The following is a 21,104-nucleotide window of genomic DNA, read 5'->3' on the forward strand; positions in this document are numbered from 1 at the left end:
AAAACAACTGGCTATCGATTTCATAGCGGCACTCTACGAATATACAACGGTTGCGAATTCGCAGAAATGACCGCTCTTAGCTAAATGACTGCAAATCCGGCCCACAGTTCTGTATTGTTAAAACCGCTCTTCATTGAGCTTGAACAGCGGCTCCTGAAATCGCAACAAACGCCCAGCATTGCCCAACACCAGCAACGTACTGAGGTTATGCAGCAACGCAGCGATCATCGCCCCTGCTGCCCCGAGCCAGCCGAACGCCGCGAAAGCAACGATCGCCAAAGTCCAGCCCAAACCGATAATCACGTTGACTTGCAAAGTCTGACGGCATTGCCGACTCAAGCGCACGCAGGTGCCAAGGCGCCGCAGGTCGCTACCGATCAACACGATATCCGCTGAAACCAGCGCGATATCCGCCCCGCCTGCACCCATTGCCACACCGACAACGCCAGCCTTGAGCGCCAGGGAATCGTTGATGCCATCGCCGACCACCATAGGCCGAAAGCCGTTACCGATTTCTTTCAACACGCGATTCAATTTGTCCTCGGGCAAGGCCTGCGCCTCAACCTCACTGATGCCGACATCCCGAGCGAGTGTGTGAGCGACGCTGTACCGGTCGCCGGTGAGTAAAAGCTGTCGGCCCAATCCAAGGTCCTTCAGCTCACTTAAGGCAACCTTCGCTTCCGGTTTAACACTGTCGGCCAACAACAGCCAAGCGAGAAACTCACCGTTGAGTGCCAGCCCGGCAATGGGGCCATCGTGGTCGGGAACATTTGGGGTAGCTATACCCAATTGGGCGAACAACTCCGGCCGCCCAAGCGCAGCCTCGCCCTGCTCTGTCATGGCCACCACGCCCAGACCCTGACGCTCGCGAATGTCCGACAGCAACTGAAAATGCTCTGGTGGGACGAGCCCGGCGAGCGCCCGGCTGACCGGGTGACTGCTGGCGGAACCGAGGCTGGCGGCGAGCCTCAAGACGGGGTTGCGATCCGCTAGCGAGCTCTCGATGGATTGCAGGCGCAAGGTGCCGAAGGTGAGGGTTCCGGTCTTGTCGACCACCAGCGATGTCAGGTCTGCCAGCTCTTCGAGAAACGCCGAGCTGCGAATCAGAATGCCGTGCCGAGCGGCTACCGCTACCCCGGCAATCGCCGTAGCGGGTGCCGACAGTACCAGCGCACAAGGGCAAGCAGCCACCAGCACCGCGAGCATGGCCTGGGCATCGTTGGTGATGAACCAGGTGACTGCGGCCAGCAACAACACCAGCACCAGGTAGCTCCCGGCGTAACGCTCCAGCAACCGGGTGATTGGTGGCTTCGATCGTTCGGCGTTTTGCATCAGCGCGATCACTTTGCCGAGGGTCGATTCGTCGCCGGTCCGTGTCACTTCAATGCGCAACAGGCCATCGAGATTGATCGCGCCACCGAACACCGCCATTCCGACACCCGCCTCCATCGGCACCGACTCGCCGGTAATGGATGCGGTGTCCAGACTCGCCTGCCCGGACAACACCTGGCCATCCGCCGGCACCCGATCACCTGCACGGACTTCCACCAGATCGCCGGCCCTGAGCGTGCCATTGTCGACTTCGACGATGGAGCCGTCGGCCTGAACCTTACGCGCGTGGCTGCGGGTCAGTTTGCCGAGGGCGTGAATGGCTTCCTGCGAGCCGATCACGCTGCGCTCTTCCAGCACATGGCCGAAGATCATGATGATCGGCAGCAATGCAGCCGTCAGCAGATCGCCTGTCGCCCATGCGCCAAGCATCGCCAGGGCGATGAGTTGATCGGTGATGCCGTGCAGGCTCGGATACCGCAAGCTGTACCAGGCTGAACGCATCACTGGCACGGCCACCAGTACAGAAGCAAAACCCAGCAACAATTGGCTGACCCCACTTTGCTCCGGGGACAACCAGCGCCATACAAGGCCCAACGCGAGCAAGCCGAGTGCAAGCATGGCCAAAGTCAGTTGGCGAGCAGCGCTGCGTTGTTCGGCCGAGGACAACATGCTCGGTGCGGCGGCAGTTTGAGCGGTCATTGTGCAGCTCCCTGAATGATCAGGCGGGAATCGTCTTGCGGATCGACCGTAATGACTGAGCCGGCCTGGCCAAGAATTTTCGGCATCCGCTCGCGGTAGATTCGCAGCAACATTTGCGGATCGGCGGCCTGTTGTTGCGCATTGGCCAGACTGATCACCGTGGCGGTATCAGCCGAGGCTTTCGCCAGCCGTTCACTCGCCTGAGCGTGTGCGACTTGTAGCGTACGGTCGGCTTGTTCATTGGCGGCCTGGGTCAGCTTCTCTGCTTCAGTGCGCGCGTTGGCCACGTCCTTGTCGGCTTGTTGGCTGGCGGTCAGTACGGCGTTGAAGGCGTTGATCGCAGGCGCCGGCAGGCTCGACTGCACGTCAACCCGCGCCACTTCGATCCCCAGCCCCTGCCCTGTCGCGGCCAATTGCGCCAGACGCTGATTGATGCCTTGCACCAGATCACCCCGTAGACGCTCGCGCCTTTCTGCCGCCTGATTATCAGCGCCGATCAACTCCGGCCGTGCGACCAGAATTGTGTCCAGGTCTCGTGCAGCCGTGAGTGCCAATGCGCTACGGGTCACCAGACGATCCAAGGCCGCAAGCACATGCTCGCCTTGAAGCACGAAGGCATACGGATCTGTGACCTTGTAGAACACCCGCACATCCAGTTGCACCACACCGGCATCCCCCGTCAGCAAATAACCGGATCCTGCCAGCGCATCACTGATCGGCGTTGCAAAACTGGCGGCGCGATCGGCCTGCAATGCGGCGTCAGTTCGCAGCAGGTTCTCCACTCGACGCTCGATGACCCTATCCGCCGCTGGCAGCAAAATCACCTGTTCAAACGGACGCGGCCAGGCCAATAGCAAACCGGCATTCTGGACGCGATCAAGAGCGCCGAAGTGCAAAACCACCGCACGATTTTGCGGGTCGATTTGTCGCACATTGGAGAACGCCCAAGCCAAAGCGGCCAACACTGTCACGGCATACAGAGCGAAAAACGCCAAGCGTCCGGCCTGAATCCACGGGCTACTCAACTCATTTGTTCCACGTGGAACCAAATTCATGGCTGCGACCCGGGTTTATTTTCCAGCGTCGGCGGACCATCAACCAATGCCCGGAAAGGCGCGGCATCGGTACGCAGGATCAGTTTTGTGCCCGGGGTAATCACCGTGCCCAAGGTATCGAGTGAGCGCAGCAAATTGTAAAGCTGCGGTGAACCAGCGTAGGCACGCGCGTAAATCTGCGCGGCTTCGACCCTGGATTGCGCCTCAATGTCCGCCGCTTTCACCGTGGCATCGGCCTGGACGATTCGTGCATCGCGTTCCGCCGCGGAGCGAATTTGCGCCGCTTCGCGCTTGCCAATGGCGGTGCGTTCAGTCGCGATTGTTTCACGCTCGGCGCGCATGCGATCGACCGTCGCAGTGAGCGTGACCGACGGTAAGGTCAGGCGCTCGATGCCAACTTGTAGCACTCGCACGCCATAGGTGTTCAGCAACTGCTGATCGATTTGCTTGCGCAACTGTGCTTCGAAATCGGCGATGCGCACCTGATTGGCATCGGTGTTCACCAGGTTGGCCAAATCGAAACTACTGGCCGTGGTTTCCAGCGCGGAGCCGACGAAGGTGCGAATCTGCCGTGCCGCTTCGTCCGGCTGGTTTTGCACAGCGCGCATAAAGCGCTGCACGTTGTCCGGATCACCCTGCACCTGCCAGGCAACGTAAGACTGAACGATAATGCGCAAGCCGTCCCGCGTGCCCACATCCTGCAGACCGCTGGACGTGGTGCGCAGTCGCAGATCCACCGGGATCGCTGCTTCGAAGGGTGCCGGCCAGCGCCAGCCTAGCCCGGGTTCTACCAGCACCCGCGATGGATTGCCAAAACGTGTGATGACCGTGGCTTCGCCTGAACGCACTTGCACCAGGCTTGCTGCCGCCACGGCAAACGCCACCAACAACGCCGCCCAGCCCATGCGTCGCCAGGGGAACGGGCCGGCTTCTTGCGGATCACCATGATGGTGATGGCCGTGGTGATGGCCGCCATGGCTGTGATCGTGGCCACTGTGGTTGGCATGATCATGGGTATGTAGCTGGCTCAATTGGCGACTCCTGGCTGAGCAGTTTTACGCGACGACGCAGGGTCAGCCGGCAACGTGAATGTACGCAGATCGATGGTCGGAGCATTGCTGCTGCCGCCCAGACGATGATCGAGAACCAGCAAGCTGGCGCTGGCCAGGCCCTGGGAAAGTTGACCGAGGTATTGCTCCAGCACAAAGGCCTGGCCGGCATTGGCGTAAGCCTTTTTCTCGGCGCTGAATTTCAGCTCGCCAGCCTTGGCCGTCGCGTTGATTTCATGGGCGGTAGCCGTTGCCTGATCCCGGGCAATGCTCGCCTGCAACTGCGCCTGGTTGGTGGCTTCGGCGGCGGCTCCGCGTTCACGGGCAATCAACGCCTGCGCGCCGATCTGTGCGGCTTGCACCCCGTGATAAGCATTGGCAGCCCCTGCCGGGGGATGGATCGCTTCAACGACCGTAGCGAGAATTTCCACGCCGCTGTCGAGTTTCTGCAGGTCGGCCTGCACGGCCCGGCCGATTTCCTCGGCAAGCCCTACCCGGTCCTCACCGAGCAAACCGTCAAGGGTGCGTGACGCGAAGTCGTGAACCAGAACTCGGCTCGCGGTGCTGCGGATCAACGACGGCACATCCGCATTGTTATAGGTTGCAGCCAATGCCGCCTGATCGCTCAAACCAATGCGATAAACAAAACGCACGTCCATGTTGACGATCTGAAAGCTCTGCTTGTCTGCGCGGCTACTGGCAATCACCTGGGATTTGTCATTCACATGGCTGGCGTCCCACAACCGGTTGGCGTTTATCGGCGCCGGGCCTTCGGCGGGGTCTGCCTGCACGGGGGCCGATGTTTCGCCGACACTGGTGGCCAATTCGTGAACCACGCCATTTTCGACACTTAGCACCCTCCCCAATGGCCACGGTAAACCCGCATGCAGACCAGGCCCAAACACCGTCACCGGTTTACCGAATCGCTCATAGATCCCCCGCCCTTGCAGCGGAATTTCGTGAACACCGGTCAGCACCCAACCGACGATGCCTACTACCCCCAGCACCGGCAACAATGCCCGGCGCATGTATGTGAAGGCCCAAATTTGCCGCAGGTCGATGCCGAAGCGGTTGTGCAATTCGTTCTGCAATGCCTGCAATGGCCGTGGCGGCCAGCGCAACATGTCGGCGACAAAACTACGCGCCAGCAATGCAGGTTCAAGTTGTTCGCGACGCGGGCTGAACAATGACAGCACGGCACGCAGCAGTAATTCGAAGGCAACGAAGCCCGGCAGCAGGCCGATCAGTACCGCCAGACGCACCGGCCAAACCGAAGTCTCACTGCCGAACAGCAGGCAAAACGCTCCAAGAATCAGGCTGATGATCGCCACGCGGGTCAGCTGCGCCAAGGCGCCTGCCTCGGGCCATTGAGCAGTATTTTCCTGAGCAAGCTGACGCTCGAGAACCAACAGACCAAAGGCCAACAACAACCCCAGGGTCGCGCTGACAGTGGCCGACATGCCCAGCGCTGCGGAAGGCAAAGCAAGGGTCCATGCCTGTTCGACGCACAACAACGCCAGCAGCGCCCAACCGGCCAGCCACAGTGTCGGGGCTCCGATTTGCCTGAGTAGCTTCAGCCAGCGCTGACTGATTCGCTCCAGCAGCCGTTCGTACCAGCCCACTGGTACTTCAGATTCATCAGCGGCGACCACCGATGCCAAGGGATTCATCGCCTGCGCACGCCATTGCGTGACCCACCAGGCCGATTGCAAGCCAGCGACCAGCACCAGCAATGCGGCGCTCTGATTGAACAACAGCGCAGGCCAAAGGGATTGCGGCGCAAACAGCCCGACAAAAAAACCCAGCACCAGGCCCATTGCCGCGAGCGCGCCGAGGCCGATGGCGAGCAGGCGCAATCGTCGCCCCTGAAAAACTGCCTGCTGAAAACGCGGCAGCCTGGCCGCCTGCGCTCCATCACCACCCTCTTCGAGATCGACTTGCATACCACTCCAGTATTTAGCATTGCCCCGCGGGGTATCTCGTAACGATATAACAGTACTGGTGAAATTTTCGTGCTCAATCGCCCTATCTAAAGATGCTCAACCTGTCGCCAAGCTGAAGCCTTGACCGAAATGCATCGGAGCGCACATATTACGCTCGTAATTTTATTCAAAGGCTACTTTTACCCCTCCCCGTCCGCTTTCAATCCAGGAGTACTTCCATGAGCACCTATGACGTCGTGATACTCGGTGGTGGCCCCGGTGGCTATAACGCAGCGATTCGAGCAGGCCAACTGGGATTGAAGGCGGCGTGCGTAGAAGGACGCGCTACGCTCGGCGGTACCTGCCTGAACGTCGGTTGCATGCCGTCCAAGGCATTGCTGCACGCCTCGGAGCTTTACGATGCAGCCATGGGAGCGGAATTCGCCAACCTTGGGATCGAGGTCAAACCCACGCTCAACCTCGCCCAGATGATGAAACAGAAAGATGAAAGCGTGACCGGGCTGACCAAAGGCATCGAATTTCTCTTCCGCAAAAACAAGGTCGACTGGATCAAGGGTTGGGGCCACATCGACGGGCCGGGCAAAGTCACCGTGACGGATAACGCTGGCGGCAAGACCGAACTGCTCGGCAAAGACATCATTATCGCCACCGGTTCCGAACCCACTCCCCTGCCTGGGGTGGACATCGATAGCCAACGCATCCTCGATTCCACCGGCGCACTGTCACTCACAGAAGTGCCGAAGCATCTGGTGGTGATCGGCGCCGGGGTGATTGGGCTGGAGCTTGGTTCCGTCTGGCGGCGCTTGGGGGCTCAAGTGACCGTAGTCGAGTACCTGGACCGGATTTGTCCGGGTGTGGATGGCGAAGCAGGAAAAACCTTGCAACGCTCACTGAGCAAACAGGGCATCAGTTTCAAATTGAGTTCAAAAGTGACCAGCGCCACGACGACCGCAACCGGCGTGCAGCTCAGCGTCGAACCTGCCGCAGGTGGAGCAGCCGAGTCGCTGGAGGCCGATTACGTGCTGGTGGCGATCGGACGTCGGCCTTATACCCAAGGTCTGGGGTTGGAGAACGTCGGCCTCGCCACCGATAAACGCGGCATGCTCGCCAACAAGGGGCACCGTACCGAAGCGGCGGGCGTCTGGGTGATTGGCGACGTCACCTCCGGACCGATGCTTGCCCACAAGGCTGAAGACGAAGCCATGGCCTGCGTCGAACAGATCGTCGGCAAGGCTGGTGAGGTCAATTACGACCTGATCCCCAACGTGATCTACACCAAGCCGGAGCTGGCCAGCGTCGGCAAGACCGAAGAACAGTTGAAGGCCGAAGGTCGCGCATTCAAGGTCGGCAAATTTCCGTTTACCGCCAACAGCCGGGCGAAGATCAATCATGAAACCGAAGGATTCGCCAAAGTGCTGGCCGATGAGCGTACCGACGAAATCCTCGGTGTGCATCTCGTAGGGCCAAGCGTCAGTGAAATGATTGGCGAATATTGCGTGGCCATGGAGTTCAGCGCATCCGCCGAAGACATTGCCCTGACCTGCCATCCTCACCCGACCCGATCCGAAGCCTTGCGCCAGGCCGCGATGAATGTGGAGGGGATGGCGACGCAGATGTAGGCCTCCAGATTTTTGGTGGCTGGGCCTTCGCTTCGCGAGCAGGTGCGCTCCCACATTGGAATGCATTCGTATATGGGAGCGAGCCTGCTCCTGAAGAAGTCTCCTCGGTCTACAGCGGCAAATGCCCCAACGGCAACGCTCCCGGCGTCTTCACCGTGTGGATCGCAAAGTTGCTGCGGATATCGCTCACCCCTGGCAGCTTCAACAAACACCCCGTGAGAAACCGGTCGTAGGCGCGTAAATCCGGTACCACCACTTGCAACAGAAAGTCCGATTCCCCAGATACCAGAAACGCCGAAATCACCTCCGGCAATGCTGTCACGGCCAAGCGAAAAGATTCAGCCTGTTCATCGTTATGGCGCTCGACTTTTACTCCAACGAACACGGTCAGCCCTAGTCCAACTTCATCGCGATCCAGATTGGCCTGATAACCACGAATCACTCCGGCCTCTTCAAGCATCCGAACCCGGCGCAAACATGGCGAGGCGGACAGACCGATTTCTTCAGCTAATTGCACATTACTCAGCCGACCATCCCGTTGCAGAGCGGCAAGAATCTTGCGGTCGTAGGCATCCAGTTTCATCGTTTGGCATATCCCGCTGGTTGAACCGTTATTTGTTGGCAGGTTATGCCAAAACAGCCACCTTTAGAAGCAAACTACGCAAGCACATGCCCTACTCCCTGGCTCTAGACTGGCACCACTGAATCGACTACGGACAGGGGTACGACATGGCGGAACTCGGGCTATTTTTCATGGCGCTGGCGGTGGTCTATCTGTTACCCGGCCCCGATATGATCCTGCTGCTGCAAACCGGTGCCCGCCAGGGCAAAGGCGCAGCGTTGGCCACGGCCGTCGGCCTGGCGATCGCCCGCGGTTGTCATGTAGTGCTGGCGGCGTTGGGATTGGCGGCATTGTTCAAGGCGGCTCCCTGGACATTCGACGCAGTGCGCCTGGTCGGGGCTGCTTATCTGCTGTGGATCGGTATTCAATGCCTGCGGACGACGATGCTGCCATCCCTGAACGGCCCAGGTACAACAGACGAAAAAACACGCTGGGGCGAAGCGATTCGCCGCGGTCTACTGACCAATCTGCTTAACCCCAAGGCGCTGCTGTTTTGCTCGGTATTGCTGCCGCAGTTCATCGATCCACTCAATGGACCGGTACTCGCGCAATTTGCGGTCCTTGGCCTGGTGTTGGTCGGTGTCGGTTTGCTGTTCGATAGCGCCTATGCGTTGACCGGTGCCGCGCTGGGTCGTTGGCTGCAACGCAGCCCCAGCTTCCAGCGCGTTCAACAATGGCTGTTCGGCAGCCTGTTGATCGGTTTCGCCGTGCGGCTGACCTTTGTTCAACAGGCTTGAACCTTATTGCACTTTGCGGCGACGACGCTTGACCTGCACCAGCGCCACCGCCATGACCAACAACACGCCTCCCATCTGCAGAGCTGTCTTGTACGGCCGCAGGGCCGAGCGGGCAGCATCGGTGACCTGCGTGACATAGCGCTTGTCTGCACTTTCAAAGTCGGGATACGGGCATTGATGGCCAAAATCCGCTGCCCACTCCACGAATGGTCCCTCTTTGACATATCGCTGGTAGAGCGCACTTTGTTCTTCAAGGCTGCTGTTCCAGCCGGCCGCTTCACACAGCACAGCGGCGAACGCCTGGCTGGTGTGCGGCAGATTGTCGGCAGCACGGCTGGCCAGTGCCGTCGCCACGAAGCGATAGTGGTAGCGCTGATCGGGTTGGGCGGCGCTGGCTCGCTGGCGCTTCACTTCGTCCTCGGCTACTAGCGGCCCGACCTTGAGTTCAGCACTCTCAAGGCTGAAGTTGCCCCCGAACGTGGCGTAGTCCGGCGCCATTTCATAACCGAGAATATCCATCCCCCATTCACGTGCGGTCCAGGCGGAATTGAACAGTGCCGCGGCACGCCGCGTCGGCCACCATGCCGAATCCGCCGCCATACGTTGCTGGCCGTACAGCCTGGCTTTGTGGCGCAAGCCATCGTTCTCGAAATAAGCCGGCGCTTGCTCGTAGTGTCCTTCGCGCAACAAACGCCGCCCAAGCAGATTGCGCAGGCTCGCCGCCACCGGCAGAGGCACGTAGTTGTCCACATCGTGCTGGCTGAGTGGTGGCGGTGCCGGTACCTGAGTATCGACGTACTGCTTGAGCTCATCCAACGTCAGTACACGCTCGGCAACAGTGGCCGCGTCCAACCAATAGATGCCTTGGCTGCGGTACAACTGGTCGAACGCCTGCAGATAATCCCCGCGTTGCAGGGCCAGGATCGCGCTTTCGCCTTCGACCCGGCATTTGGGTTGCAGCGTTTCGAAATCGTAATCCGGCGTTCTCCGATCACCCCACGATTCATTCTGCGGGAAAGCCTTGGCGGCCTTCGCATACGCTGCAGCCGCCGCCGCTTTATCGCCATCGCGCACCGCCAGTTTGGCCCGAAGCCACCAGGCCAGGCCGCCGTCGCCAGCGCGCTCGAGAAAGGCCTTGGCGCTGTTGAAATCGCCCTGTTGATAATTCAACGCGGCCAGGCGGTCCGCATTGTCGAGGCTGCCGCGCGTACTGCTCTGCAACAGCTTGATCAGTTTTTGCTCGTTAGGTGGTTGATCACCGAATGACCAACCCAGTCGGCTGATCAAGGCGGCGGTCACCAGCTGCTGCACAGGCTTGCCCTTGAGCAACCCAGCCAACTGATCCTCGGGCATCGAAGCCAGTTCAGCCATCAACAGCTTCAACGAGGTGTAACCCACTGCCGAACCCTGAAGGTTCTGCGTCGCATAAAGTTCGATCGCCCCGTTCCAGTCACCTGCCGCCCGGGCCACGCGAGCCTCTTCACCGAGACTGGCGACGCCCAGTTCCAGTGGATCACTGAAGCCGTCGATGCTCAGTTGGCGGGTTTGTTCGTAGGCCTTGCGCGATTGTTCCAGCAGGTTGGGGGCGGCGTCGGCCTGCGAACTCATGGCGAACAACGCCCGCCCCAGCGAGTAGGCAGCCCAGGTACTGCGCAATGCCCGTTGATCGGCGGGCAGCGCCAGCACCTTGCGGAAGTATTCGGCGGCCAGCGTTTGATCGCCGGCATTGAACGCTACCGCGCCCGCCAGATACAACTTGAGCTCGGCGGGAAGGTTCGTACCCTGTACTTCAACCTGCCGGGCATCGGCGAGCCCACGCAACTGTTTCACCTGTGCCTGCTGTTCATGGGTCAAACCAACCTGCTCGGCTTGATCCCGCTGTTCAACATGAGCGGAGGCTTCTCCATAGGCTGCGCCAGGGACAAGGGTGGCTGCCGTAACAGGCTTGAGACCGGCAATCGCATGACCGAGGCGGCTCACCTCGAAACTGAAATTGCCCTCCGGTAATTCCGCAAGGGATTGACCTCGATTGTCCAGCAACCGCATGGGGAAGTCCGGCCCGCATGCCATGGCTGCCAACGGCAGGCCAAGGCTCAGACAAAGCAAGTGACGAGGCCAGTTACGGGTGAACATTCGAAGCTCCTTGATCAATGATTGCGCAGCGTGCCCAACCGATGGCGCGCTGTCCGCCAGCCGCTATCCGGCCGTCGCGCAGGCGGGTGAAGGTAAGCAGGTTCGGTTCTTGTTGCAACGTATAACCGGCCAGCGCATCGGCCCCCTCACAACCCTGTACCGCCAGCGTCACGCGCTCGGGCCAGGCATTGTCGAGGTTGCCCTCATTACTGATACCAATGTCATAGAGGCCTTCGTGCTCCGAAAGATTCAGTGCCAGATGACTCTCAAGGACATCACCACGCGACACGGCGCGCAAGGTCGCCAGGCTCCAGGCTCGACGGTCGTTGGCCAAAGGCAGCCGAAACCAGATCAAACCGGCCAGATGAGCCGGCGGGTCTGCGCGCAACCGCGCAGCAAGCTTGCTCAATTGCAGTGGATCAGCCAACAACTCCCGGCGCTTGCCGTTACGCTCAATGGCTACTTCGCTTTCCACGATGGGAGCGCCACCGACACTCGGCAACAACGCGACGCCATAGGCCGGCAAGGCCAGGAAAAAGGGTTTCGAGGTGATACGACTCCAGGCCATTGCCCATTGGCTAGCGAGATCTGAATCGAACAAGCCGCGCCGGGGATCGCTCACGGCATGAACCTGTAACACGCTGCTATCGACGGTGGATAACAACGCTGGCAACTCGGGACTGTCGAGCCATGCCGGCAATGCAGTGATGCTTAAGGCCATGGGCGCTGGCATCACAGAACGCAGGTGCGCCAGAAACGCGCGATAGGCGGGTAACCGAGCGTTGCCCGCATCGTGGTCGATTTCCACCCCGGCGAGTGTCAGCCCCTTGCCCTGCCAATCGCTGATCAGGCGCTGGATCTGCTCCATGACCTCATCCTGATCCAGCGACTGTAGCTGGCCATCAAGGCGAATCACCGCAATCAGCCGCCGACCATCGCGCTTGAGCAGCGCCGGATCAATCCGCGCGCGACTCCAGCCCGTCTGAGGGAAGGCCTGTAATGCCAGCACCCGCAAGGTGAAAAAATCGGCGCGACTGTCCCGCAATGCAGCGTCATGCGCCTGGGTCCATTGGCGTTGCCACACATAGAGTTGCTGATCGAGTGGCGGTGCGTCGTGCTGCTCGCAACCACCCAGCAGCGCGAGCGCCGTCAGCGAGACGATCACGCGAGTGAGAAAACCCATGAAAAAACGCCTGTCCCTGAAATGCACAAAGGGCCTTTCTTCGGCCCTTTTTCGTACTACCTACCCTACCCAGCCAACGACCGTCGGGCAATGGCTCCCGCGAGTTGACCCGCTAAAGATCCAGGACCAAAGGCTGCGTGCCTTGAGCCGGAACTGCGCAACAAATCAGCACCTGACCTTCATCCGGTATCTCCGCTGGCAGCTGTGGATAATTGACCTGGCCGCTGATCAGCCGTGTCTTACAGGTGCCGCAGGAGCCGCCGCGGCAACTGAATTCCGGGTGCAATCCGCGACTTTCCGCCAGCTCCAACAGACTGCCGCCATCCGGTTGCCAGCGAGCTTCCTTGGCTGAGCGCTGGAACACCACCGGCACCGAGGTGGTAGCCGCTGGCGGTTGCTCAATGACGATGGCATCGGGGTCAGGCCGACGACGCAACGTCGATGGACCGAAGGTTTCAGCGTGAATCCGCGCATCGCGAATATCCAGTTCGCGCAAGGCGTCGTACAACGCCTGGGTAAAACTGCCGGGGCCGCAAAGCACAAAATCCAGCTGATCGTAGTCCTCGACTTCGAGCAGTTCCGAGAGCCGAGCGACATCGATTCGCCCAGTCACATCGAAGTCCTCGCCCTCCCGTGCCTCCGGCTCCGGTTGACTGAGCAGACGCACCACCCTGATCGCGTCACCGGCATGATCGAGCAAGCGATCCACCTCGGGACGAAATGGCTGATCGGCCAGGGTGCGCGAACTCTGGAAGAACCAGGTCGGCCGGATGTGTCGAGTGCGCAAACCTTGATAAACCACCTCACGCAGCATCGACAGCAGTGGCGTAATACCCACACCAGCGGCCAATAACACCAGCGGCCGCCGTTCATGGGGCGCAACGGTGAAATGCCCCTGGGGTGCCCTTGCCTCCAACAAGTTACCGACGCGAACCTGGTCATGCAGGTGCGAAGACACCCGACCGTCACGTTTCACACTGATACGGAAAAAGTCATCCGATGGCGCACTCGACAGGCTGTAGGTGCGGATATGGGTTTCACCATCAATGTTGAAGCGCAGCGGTAGATGTTGCCCGGCTTGAAACAACGGCAACCCGACGTCGTCGGCTGGCTCCATATATATCGAACGGATGTGTTGGCTTTCCGCTTCGATCCGCACCACCCGCAGCGGCCGCCATTGATCACCCAAGGTCTTGGCTTGCAAGCGCGCCTTGGCCTGCTCCCATGTCCCCGTCAGCAAACTGGTCGGCGAAACACCGTCAAAGCGCCAGCGCAAACCGAGGGCAGCGGGACGACGAACAACGTGTTCCACGTGGAACATCCACAAACGTTCAGCACCTTGAAATGCCTCTACCTGCGGGCCTTCAAGGATGATTTCGGTGCGCCCACTTAGCTGTAGCAGATCACCGGAATTGAAATCAATGAACAGCAAACCGGCTTTTGGATTGACCCGCAGATTACCCAAGGTATTGAAAAACAGGTTGCCGGCAAAGTCCGGGATGGTCAGGCAGTTCCCTTCCACCCGGACAAAACCAGACTGTCCACCACGGTGTGAAACATCCACCGACCGTACGCCATCGACATCGACGTAACTGGCGACGAAAAAGGTGTCCGCCTCAGCAATCATGGCTTTGGCCGCGTCATCCAATTCATTGAATTGCTGCGCGGGACGTGTTGCCGGATCCGCCAGGGGCACCGAGCGGAACTGCCTCAATTGGATGTACTGCGGGCAATTACCATAGGACTGATCCACCGTCACAGCAAACCCGCTGGTGGTCATTGCGCCAATATGGCCATTAATGCGATTGCGACGCCTGGTGTGCAGTTCAATGCCCAATAGACCGATCGCCGAACCCGCGCCCAGTTGCGCAGGATCATCAGCAGCCGGCAAGCTGCTAAATTGCAATAAACCTGGATCGGGGGAATGTACGAAACCCGGTTGACCTTCAAGCACACTGGCCCAGGGACGACCATCAGCATCAACCGCGCCGTACAACATGAACGGAAGTTGCTGATAGAAGGTGCGATGTTGATCTGGCATCTGGTCGCGAATCACCCGGCGCCCGAGTACGTCCATTCTTTCACTGACACCGATATGAGCCTGCAACTCTTTCTCGCCAGCATGCCACGGTGAATTATCCATTGCGGCTTCTCCCCTGCGCCATCGGCACAGCGTGAAGGGCCCGACAGCGTCGGGCGAAAAACATCAGGCAGTTTTTTGCAGGCCAGCGACAGTGCGAGGCATGCCGATAAAACCGGGCAAGGCTTCGACCCTCGCCAACCAGGCGCGGATGTTAGCGTAGTCCTCCAGCGAGACGTTGCCTTCCGGTGCATGGGCGATGTAACTGTAGGCAGACACATCGGCGATGGTCGGTTCGCTGCCGGTCAGGAAAGCTGTGTTGGCCAGTTCCTGATCGATCACCTTGAGCACGCTATGAGCGTAAGGAATCACTTCATCAGGATTGTACGGCGCACCAAATACCGTGATCAGCCGTGCCCGGGCGGGCCCGAAGGCGATTGGCCCGGCAGCAACCGACAACCAGCGCTGCACTTTGGCGGCACCGACCGGATCGTCTGGCAGCCAGCGACCTTTACCGTATTTTTTCGCCAGGTAGACCAGAATCGCATTGGAATCCGCCAGTACCACACCTTGATCGTCGAGCACCGGCACTTGGCCAAAAGCGTTGATGGCCAGGAACTCCGGCTTTTTATGCTCGCCCTTTGCCAGGTCGACGAGGACCAGCTCGGTCGGCAGTTGCAGCAGCGAAAGCATCAGTTCCACACGATGCGCGTGGCCGGAACGTGGAAAGTTGTAGAGTTTGATGGCTTGCATGGTCGACTCCGCTGGGCAGTGGCGCTGTCAGGGGAGAGATCAGCACCGATGGCAGCCATCTTCTACCAGTCACGAAAACAACAGAATACCCAGCAAACGCAATCAATTATTTCACCCAGAGAAATAAAGCATCAGTCCCGCAAAGCGAGATGCTCGCGGAGTGCCTTCACCGTAAAGTCGACAAAACTACGAACGCGCGTCGCAGCCTTGTGCCCGCCTTGATAAAGCACATGGATGGGCAAAGGCGGCATTTCGAAATCCGCGAGTACAATTTCAAGCTCACCTGCCGCCACTTTGCTCGCCGACTGATAGGACAGAACCCGGGTAAAACCCAGTCCAAGCCCGGCCGCGGTGATCGCTGCTTGATTCGCCGTTACTGTCAGACGCGGTTCTACCCGGACACTCAGTGGCTCGCCTCGCTCGAGAAAGGGCCAGTGCTTCAACTGTCCAATCGCGGACGTCGCAATAATCGGCGCCTGAGCCAGTTCTTGTGGATGTTTTGGCCGACCATGGATACCCAGAAATTGCGGCGATGCACAGATCACTCGCCGCACTTCGCCCACCCGAATCGCATGCTGGTTGCTGTCAGGCAACTCACCGATGCGGATGGCCACATCGACCCCTTCCTCGACGATACTCACCACCCGATCCACCAGCAGCGCATTGATCGTCACGTCAGGAAACTGCGTGAGAAAACTCACCATCAGCGGAGTGATGAACAACTCACCGAACAAAACTGGCGCCGTAATCGTCAGATGCCCACGGGGCTGGACGTGACTGCCTGCCGCGGAATCCTCAGCTTCCTGCACTTCAGCCAGAATTCTCCGACAGTCTTCCAGATAACGCTGCCCCGCCTCGCTCAAATAAACACTGCGCGTAGTGCGCGTGAGCAACTGCGTGCCAATGCGCTTCTCCAACGCCGCCACCGCCCGGGTAACGCTGGCGGCGGACAAACCCAAACGCCGCGCTGCTGCGGAAAAGCCCTGGTCCTGGGCGACGGCGGCGAAGACCTGCATTTCCTGGAAGCGGTCCATGGGCGTGTCCTCGATTCAGATAAAAAAAATCGCAACCAAGTGGCTGCGATTTTTTAAGGTTCGATCAGCTGTGGATAACTTATTCCACAGTCACCGATTTCGCCAGATTGCGTGGTTGGTCGACGTCGGTGCCTATCGGCGCAGGAACATAGTATGACAGCACGTTTTTGGGGAAGATGTTGGTCGCTACTAAAAATTAGATCTGCCCCTGAAGCGTCCGTTTCTTTGCCCACCACGAAAATATCGAGAATCCAGTGAGTGGACTTCACATTACAACGTTGAAGTGACATGAAAATACGGCAAAACATTACTAATCAACAACTTATAAAAGGCAATTTAATATCGACTAATAAAGCGGCAAAATTAATACTCCACCCCAACACTCCAATTACTGTAAGAAAACTTACCAACCTTTGTAAGCCGCATCCGTAAAATATCAAATCCATAATATCCCCACCTCAAATAATTTGACACCACCAGTGGTATCTGCAAAAAATCATCACCGCTACACAACGATAATTTCTAAAACGAAATATTAGGGAAAGGACACGAAAAATGGATACCACAATCAATAACGAAACCTTCGATCTTGCACTAGATGCAGAAACTGCGGAGAAGTTCTCTGACATTCTTAACGATGAAAGCCTGATGCACGCCGGCTTTGTAGCACACCAGTCAAACAACAACGTGTTGACACTGCCTGAAGACAGTAAAATCGCAGCCTGACAAAATTGGAGGGAAGCGATTCCCTCCATTTTCTCCATTGTGCCTAACATGATACTGACAACTCTTATTAATCAGAGTGGGATAATTTATGCAAAGGCTTAGTTCGAGTCTTCGTCGGCGTAGTGCCGAAAATACATTAGATATTATCATTAACGATATTGCTCCACGACTGGGAATCACCCGAGTTACCGATACAACTTGGTTGGATCGTATTGGAATTCCGGTATTTGCAAGCATACGACCAGATGCATTGAATGGCTCTCTGTGCGTAAACGCCGGCAAAGGATTGAGACCAGCAGAAGCCAAAATAGGCGCATACATGGAGGCTATCGAGTTCAGCCTTGCGCAATATAATACTGCGCAACTTAAACTGATAAAGACCACTCCAAGAAAAATCATTGAAAGCCACGATGGGCAGATAGACTTCAACCAGTTCTGCATGTTGTATGGATTTTTCGCCGACGCCGACTCGCTCATCATGGCCATCGAAGTCGAAGATGTATTGCGCAAGAAAGAAGCGCTTGCGCCCGCAGAACTGGTGTTCATTCCATATTCCGAAAACCCTGGGCAACGACTCTTCGGGGAAAGCTCCAGCGGCTTGGCATCAGGCAATGACTTGGTGGAAGCCTCGGTACACGCTGTTTGTGAACTCATGGAACGCGATGTTCAAGCTTTTAATCACCTACATGATTGTTCCTGCTTCGTTAATCTAGACTGTTACAGTGCAGAAACCGAAGCCCTGATCAATAAAATCAATGCCGCGGGATTGAGCTTGTCGGTTCGTTACACCGAGAATTGTTTTGGTCTAGCCTATTTTCAAGCTTTTATCATGGAAGAGTCCTTCCAGGCTCCCATATCGGTAGCCACCGGCTCGGGTTTGCATCCAATAAAAGAAATTGCATTGATCCGTGCTATCTGTGAGGCAGCCCAAAGCCGTTTAAGCCACATCCATGGAGGCCGGGACGACATCATCGAGCGTGTCAAATACTTCGAGAAAAAAGGCCGTTCGGCCGAGCTTCAGGCTGTATCACGCTTGCGTGCCGAAGCCACTTCCCGGGCCCAGACCATCGATTACTCCTCCATCAATTGCCAGGAAGCGGCGATCCCCACGATCGAGTCAGCTTGGGAGTTACTCATTGAACGTTTGCAGCGTGCAGGGCTGAATACCGTGTTAAGGGTCTTGCTCAGCAAAGCGACTGACGACATTACTGTGGTCAGAGTCATTGTTCCGGGGCTGGAAACGTTCGAACCCGGTTTGAAAAGGATCGGTCCGAGGTTACGTACGTATGTCAAACAAAGCGCTTGAGGTATGCACGCTGTTTGCTGGCCCCTCCCTACAAGGAATCGACAGTCAATTACTGCGGGGTGGCGGACTGGAGTTATGCCCCCCCGTCAAACGCGGCGATATAGAACGCATAGTGCTGCAATCGCCACCGTCGAACCTCGCTATTGTCGATGGAGTGTTTCATTCACACCCTGCCGTCGGTCATTCCGAGATTCTCGCCGCTCTGGGTGCCGGTTGGCGCATTTGGGGATTGTCGTCCATGGGTGCCATTCGCGCATGTGAAATGGATGGGCTTGGAATGACAGGTTTTGGTGAAGTATATAAACAATTTGCGAACGATCCGGATTTTTCCGACGACGAAGTGACGCTGATACATCAAGCACAAGAGCCTTATCTCCCACTGAGCGAACCGCTTATTCATATCAGACAGTTTTTAAAACAGTGGACAGCTGAAAATATAATTACGCCAGCACAAGAACAACACATACTTAGCCATCTAAAAAACATGTGGTACGGACATAGAACCCTTGATTGTTTAAAAAAATCTTTGTTGACGCTCCCGATTGATGCAAAAAAAATAGACTACGCTATTGCTAATTTTTCTACCCACAGAATTAAAACCAATGACTTGAAAAATTTTCTAATAACGCAACCATGGACAAGGACGGAAAAAAATAAATGACTCCATCACAGATTTTGTATGAAATAAATGGCCTGCCCTTTGTGCACCCCGAGTTCAATAGTACAAAACTTTTGACACTTGTCGCTGTCGTACGTAAAAACATCGATGGAGGCGAGTTACATTTAACTACTTATTTGCAACCGGATTTTGCTACTACCCTGTATAACCGGCACGTCGCAGGTGCACCAGAATTTCCGCCTCATCAAGCGCTTAGTAACGCCGAGCAGTTAATGATAGCTGAAGCGAAGAACAATCTAAAAGCGTTGCTGCCGGAATGGAAAAACTTACTGGATATACCGATTAAAATACACAAACTGCTGAATCAACAAGTCAGTCTGACCAACCCCTTACTGCCCCAACAGATGTTCTTAGGTGAAGCCGCGTTTACGACCATTACGGACCTTGAAGAATTTTTGGTGCATGAGCTATCCATATCTGGTCAAGTTTGATCGCCGAGATTTACGATTTCCAACTCAAGAACAGTTCGAACAACTACGTACTGCCATCAGGAACAGGCGGGAAGAACCCTAGGGGTGTCTTGCTGGCTTGCCTGTTTGCGGTCAGCGCAGTGAACTACTATCAGCGCTTGCTGACTAGCGGTTCCGTGAGAGCTCGTTCCGAACGCCTCGTTTACTTGCACCAATATTTCTTCAAAAGTCTGGCCACTCTCCAGGCTTCGGACGAACTGTCCGAAATGGGAAAATTGATCACATCCAGGCTGGATGCGTTTTCTGGCGACCTGACAACCAAATCTATTTAAGGATGACTCATGGCAGTCGTACACTTTCCCCGGCAGTTCATGTCCTACACCAATCAGCATAAAACACATACCACTGAGGGTTCGTGTGTCAGCGATGTGCTAAATAATCTGACTGCACATTATCCCGATCTGATTGGGCCGGTCTTCACTGCGGATCTCCACCCACTGCCGTTCGTGGGGCTGTTCGTCGACGGGATGTCCGTGACCAGTGAGCACGACCGTCTTCGTCCTCTGGACAGTAATGCGCAATTGATTCTGATCAGCGCAGTGGCAGGTGGCTGACATGCAATGCCACCTAAAACCGGAAACAACCCGTTACGCTCGCCAAATCATCCTCTCTGAGGTTGGCACCCAGGGGCAGCAACGCCTTAGAGACAGTAAGGTGCTGGTGGTTGGCGCAGGAGGGTTAGGCTGTCCAGTAATCCTGTATCTGGCAGGTGCCGGTGTCGGGACAATCGGCATCGTTGATAACGACACCGTCGACGTGAGCAATCTACACCGACAAATTCTCTATGCGATTGCCGATGTAGGCGACCTGAAAGTGTTGGCAGCTAAACGCCGCATCAACGAGTTGAATCCGGACATTATGGTCCACACCTTTGACACGACTTTGAACTCGGAGAATGTTCTACCGCTGCTGACGGAATACGACATCATCGTTGATGCAACTGATAACTTCGTCGCCAAATACCTGATAAGTGACGCTTGTATCATTTGCGAAAAACCAATGGTCTATGCCTCGATCAGTCAGTTCGAGGGTCAGGTGGCGGTCTTTAATTATTACAACCGGCATACTCAACAATGGGGGCCGTGTCTCCGGGACCTGTTCGAAACGCCGCCCCCACCGCATTTGACCCAAAACTGCTCGGAAGCAGGCGTTCTTGGCGTCATACCTGGTTTGCTCGGTTGCTTTCAGGCTAATGAAGTACTCAAGCTTATCCTCCGTGTCGGGGAGCCCTTGAGCGGACAATTGTTGTCTATCGACTGCCTCGACAACACTTTCCGCCTGTTGAGTATCAACACAAAAATCCAGGATCGCCCCCCTAGTAAGATGCTTGGTGTTATGACCACGCCTATATGGCGCAATAGCGACTGGCTGTCCCCCGACGCACTACATGACTGGATAGCTAAAAAAGTGCCATTTCAATTGGTCGATGTGCGCGACGTCAGCGAGCATCAACAAGGTTCGCTGGGTGGCCGACTGATTCCGCTCAAAGACATCATCAAGCGCCAAGCAGAACTCGATACCACCCGCCGTATCGTTTTTTATTGCAGATCCGGCGTCAGGAGCAAGGCCGCCCTACTGGCAGTTCGCAGCCTCGACCAGGAAGCGGAACTCTATAGCCTGGAGGGTGGCATAGAACGATATCTGGCGATTTATCCTGATGAACACTACCCCGTCGCTTATTGAA

Annotated in this window: 18 protein-coding genes and 1 pseudogene; 8 read left to right on the plus strand and 11 right to left on the minus strand. The window is 57.0% G+C overall.

What is annotated here, in order from left to right; translation table 11 throughout:
* Positions 1 to 117: 117 nt before the first annotated feature.
* The 4 genes from AC3WWR_RS00325 to hflK (AC3WWR_RS00340) are packed head-to-tail and all read right to left on the minus strand — an operon-like array spanning position 118 to position 6,078.
* Positions 118 to 2,031: a heavy metal translocating P-type ATPase gene (locus tag AC3WWR_RS00325; RefSeq protein ID WP_432668771.1), complete on the minus strand. Its 1,914-nt coding sequence runs from the start codon at positions 2,029 to 2,031 to the stop codon at positions 118 to 120.
* The gene (gene hflK, locus AC3WWR_RS00330) at positions 2,028 to 3,086 is read right to left on the minus strand and encodes a protease modulator HflK (RefSeq protein ID WP_492598383.1); all 1,059 of its coding nucleotides are present in this window, start codon (positions 3,084 to 3,086) and stop codon (positions 2,028 to 2,030) included. The genes AC3WWR_RS00325 and hflK (AC3WWR_RS00330) overlap by 4 nt, the downstream gene beginning before the upstream one ends.
* The gene (hflC, locus tag AC3WWR_RS00335) at positions 3,083 to 4,117 is read right to left on the minus strand and encodes a protease modulator HflC (protein ID WP_492598384.1); all 1,035 of its coding nucleotides are present in this window, start codon (positions 4,115 to 4,117) and stop codon (positions 3,083 to 3,085) included. Before hflC ends, hflK (AC3WWR_RS00330) begins: the two co-directional genes overlap by 4 nt.
* Entirely contained in the window at positions 4,114 to 6,078 is a 1,965-nt protein-coding gene (gene hflK / locus AC3WWR_RS00340; protein ID WP_492598385.1) for a protease modulator HflK, read from the minus strand. The genes hflC and hflK (AC3WWR_RS00340) overlap by 4 nt, the downstream gene beginning before the upstream one ends.
* 218 nt (positions 6,079 to 6,296) lie before the next feature.
* Here hflK (AC3WWR_RS00340) and lpdA point away from each other — a divergent pair, with 218 nt between their 5' ends.
* Positions 6,297 to 7,697: a dihydrolipoyl dehydrogenase gene (gene lpdA / locus AC3WWR_RS00345; protein WP_492598386.1), complete on the plus strand. Its 1,401-nt coding sequence runs from the start codon at positions 6,297 to 6,299 to the stop codon at positions 7,695 to 7,697.
* 109 nt (positions 7,698 to 7,806) lie between these two features.
* Here the strand turns inward: lpdA and AC3WWR_RS00350 are convergent, their stop codons facing one another.
* Positions 7,807 to 8,280 carry an Lrp/AsnC family transcriptional regulator gene (locus AC3WWR_RS00350; RefSeq protein WP_008064568.1) on the minus strand — a complete coding sequence of 158 codons (474 nt, stop codon included), beginning with the start codon at positions 8,278 to 8,280 and terminating at the stop codon, positions 7,807 to 7,809.
* 146 nt (positions 8,281 to 8,426) lie between these two features.
* Between AC3WWR_RS00350 and AC3WWR_RS00355 the strand changes: the two genes are divergently transcribed.
* On the plus strand, positions 8,427 to 9,056 hold the full coding sequence (locus AC3WWR_RS00355) for a LysE family translocator (RefSeq protein WP_492598387.1): 630 nt from the start codon (positions 8,427 to 8,429) through the stop codon (positions 9,054 to 9,056).
* Between the two features lie 3 nt (positions 9,057 to 9,059).
* Here AC3WWR_RS00355 and AC3WWR_RS00360 read toward each other — a convergent pair whose 3' ends face one another.
* From AC3WWR_RS00360 to AC3WWR_RS00385, 6 genes and pseudogenes are all read right to left on the minus strand, one after another.
* On the minus strand, positions 9,060 to 11,189 hold the full coding sequence (locus tag AC3WWR_RS00360; RefSeq protein ID WP_454866381.1) for a hypothetical protein: 2,130 nt from the start codon (positions 11,187 to 11,189) through the stop codon (positions 9,060 to 9,062).
* Entirely contained in the window at positions 11,176 to 12,372 is a 1,197-nt protein-coding gene (locus tag AC3WWR_RS00365; protein ID WP_492598388.1) for a DUF3142 domain-containing protein, read from the minus strand. Before AC3WWR_RS00365 ends, AC3WWR_RS00360 begins: the two co-directional genes overlap by 14 nt.
* 112 nt (positions 12,373 to 12,484) lie before the next feature.
* Positions 12,485 to 14,515 (minus strand): 2Fe-2S iron-sulfur cluster-binding protein, encoded by a 2,031-nt coding sequence (locus tag AC3WWR_RS00370; RefSeq protein ID WP_492598389.1) that lies wholly within the window; start codon positions 14,513 to 14,515, stop codon positions 12,485 to 12,487.
* 63 nt (positions 14,516 to 14,578) lie between these two features.
* Positions 14,579 to 15,205 carry a glutathione S-transferase family protein gene (locus AC3WWR_RS00375; protein ID WP_083349935.1) on the minus strand — a complete coding sequence of 209 codons (627 nt, stop codon included), beginning with the start codon at positions 15,203 to 15,205 and terminating at the stop codon, positions 14,579 to 14,581.
* Positions 15,206 to 15,336: 131 nt separating this feature from the next.
* Positions 15,337 to 16,239, minus strand: coding sequence for a LysR family transcriptional regulator (locus tag AC3WWR_RS00380; RefSeq protein WP_020797972.1), 903 nt, complete (start codon positions 16,237 to 16,239; stop codon positions 15,337 to 15,339).
* Positions 16,240 to 16,318: 79 nt separating this feature from the next.
* Positions 16,319 to 16,411, minus strand: a pseudogene (locus AC3WWR_RS00385) (hypothetical protein); the annotation flags it as partial.
* A gap of 383 nt (positions 16,412 to 16,794) precedes the next feature.
* On the opposite strand from AC3WWR_RS00385, the gene AC3WWR_RS00390 reads away from it, so the two are divergent.
* The 6 genes from AC3WWR_RS00390 (at position 16,795) to AC3WWR_RS00415 (ending at position 21,103) form a co-directional block, all read left to right on the plus strand.
* Positions 16,795 to 16,965, plus strand: coding sequence for a hypothetical protein (locus AC3WWR_RS00390; protein WP_020797973.1), 171 nt, complete (start codon positions 16,795 to 16,797; stop codon positions 16,963 to 16,965).
* A gap of 88 nt (positions 16,966 to 17,053) precedes the next feature.
* Complete coding sequence (locus AC3WWR_RS00395) at positions 17,054 to 18,271, plus strand: YcaO-like family protein (RefSeq protein WP_020797974.1); 1,218 nt, start codon at positions 17,054 to 17,056, stop codon at positions 18,269 to 18,271.
* Complete coding sequence (locus tag AC3WWR_RS00400; protein ID WP_083349937.1) at positions 18,252 to 18,932, plus strand: TfuA-like protein; 681 nt, start codon at positions 18,252 to 18,254, stop codon at positions 18,930 to 18,932. Before AC3WWR_RS00395 ends, AC3WWR_RS00400 begins: the two co-directional genes overlap by 20 nt.
* A complete protein-coding gene (locus AC3WWR_RS00405) occupies positions 18,929 to 19,381 on the plus strand; it encodes a hypothetical protein (RefSeq protein WP_492598390.1) in 453 nt (150 codons plus the stop codon). Before AC3WWR_RS00400 ends, AC3WWR_RS00405 begins: the two co-directional genes overlap by 4 nt.
* A gap of 320 nt (positions 19,382 to 19,701) precedes the next feature.
* Positions 19,702 to 19,974, plus strand: a complete 273-nt coding sequence (locus tag AC3WWR_RS00410; protein ID WP_020797977.1) for a MoaD/ThiS family protein — start codon at positions 19,702 to 19,704, stop codon at positions 19,972 to 19,974.
* A gap of 1 nt (position 19,975) precedes the next feature.
* Positions 19,976 to 21,103, plus strand: coding sequence for a HesA/MoeB/ThiF family protein (locus AC3WWR_RS00415; protein ID WP_020797978.1), 1,128 nt, complete (start codon positions 19,976 to 19,978; stop codon positions 21,101 to 21,103).
* Position 21,104 lies beyond the last annotated feature (1 nt).

This window comes from Pseudomonas sp. EB271-G4-1 (assembly GCF_058791355.1).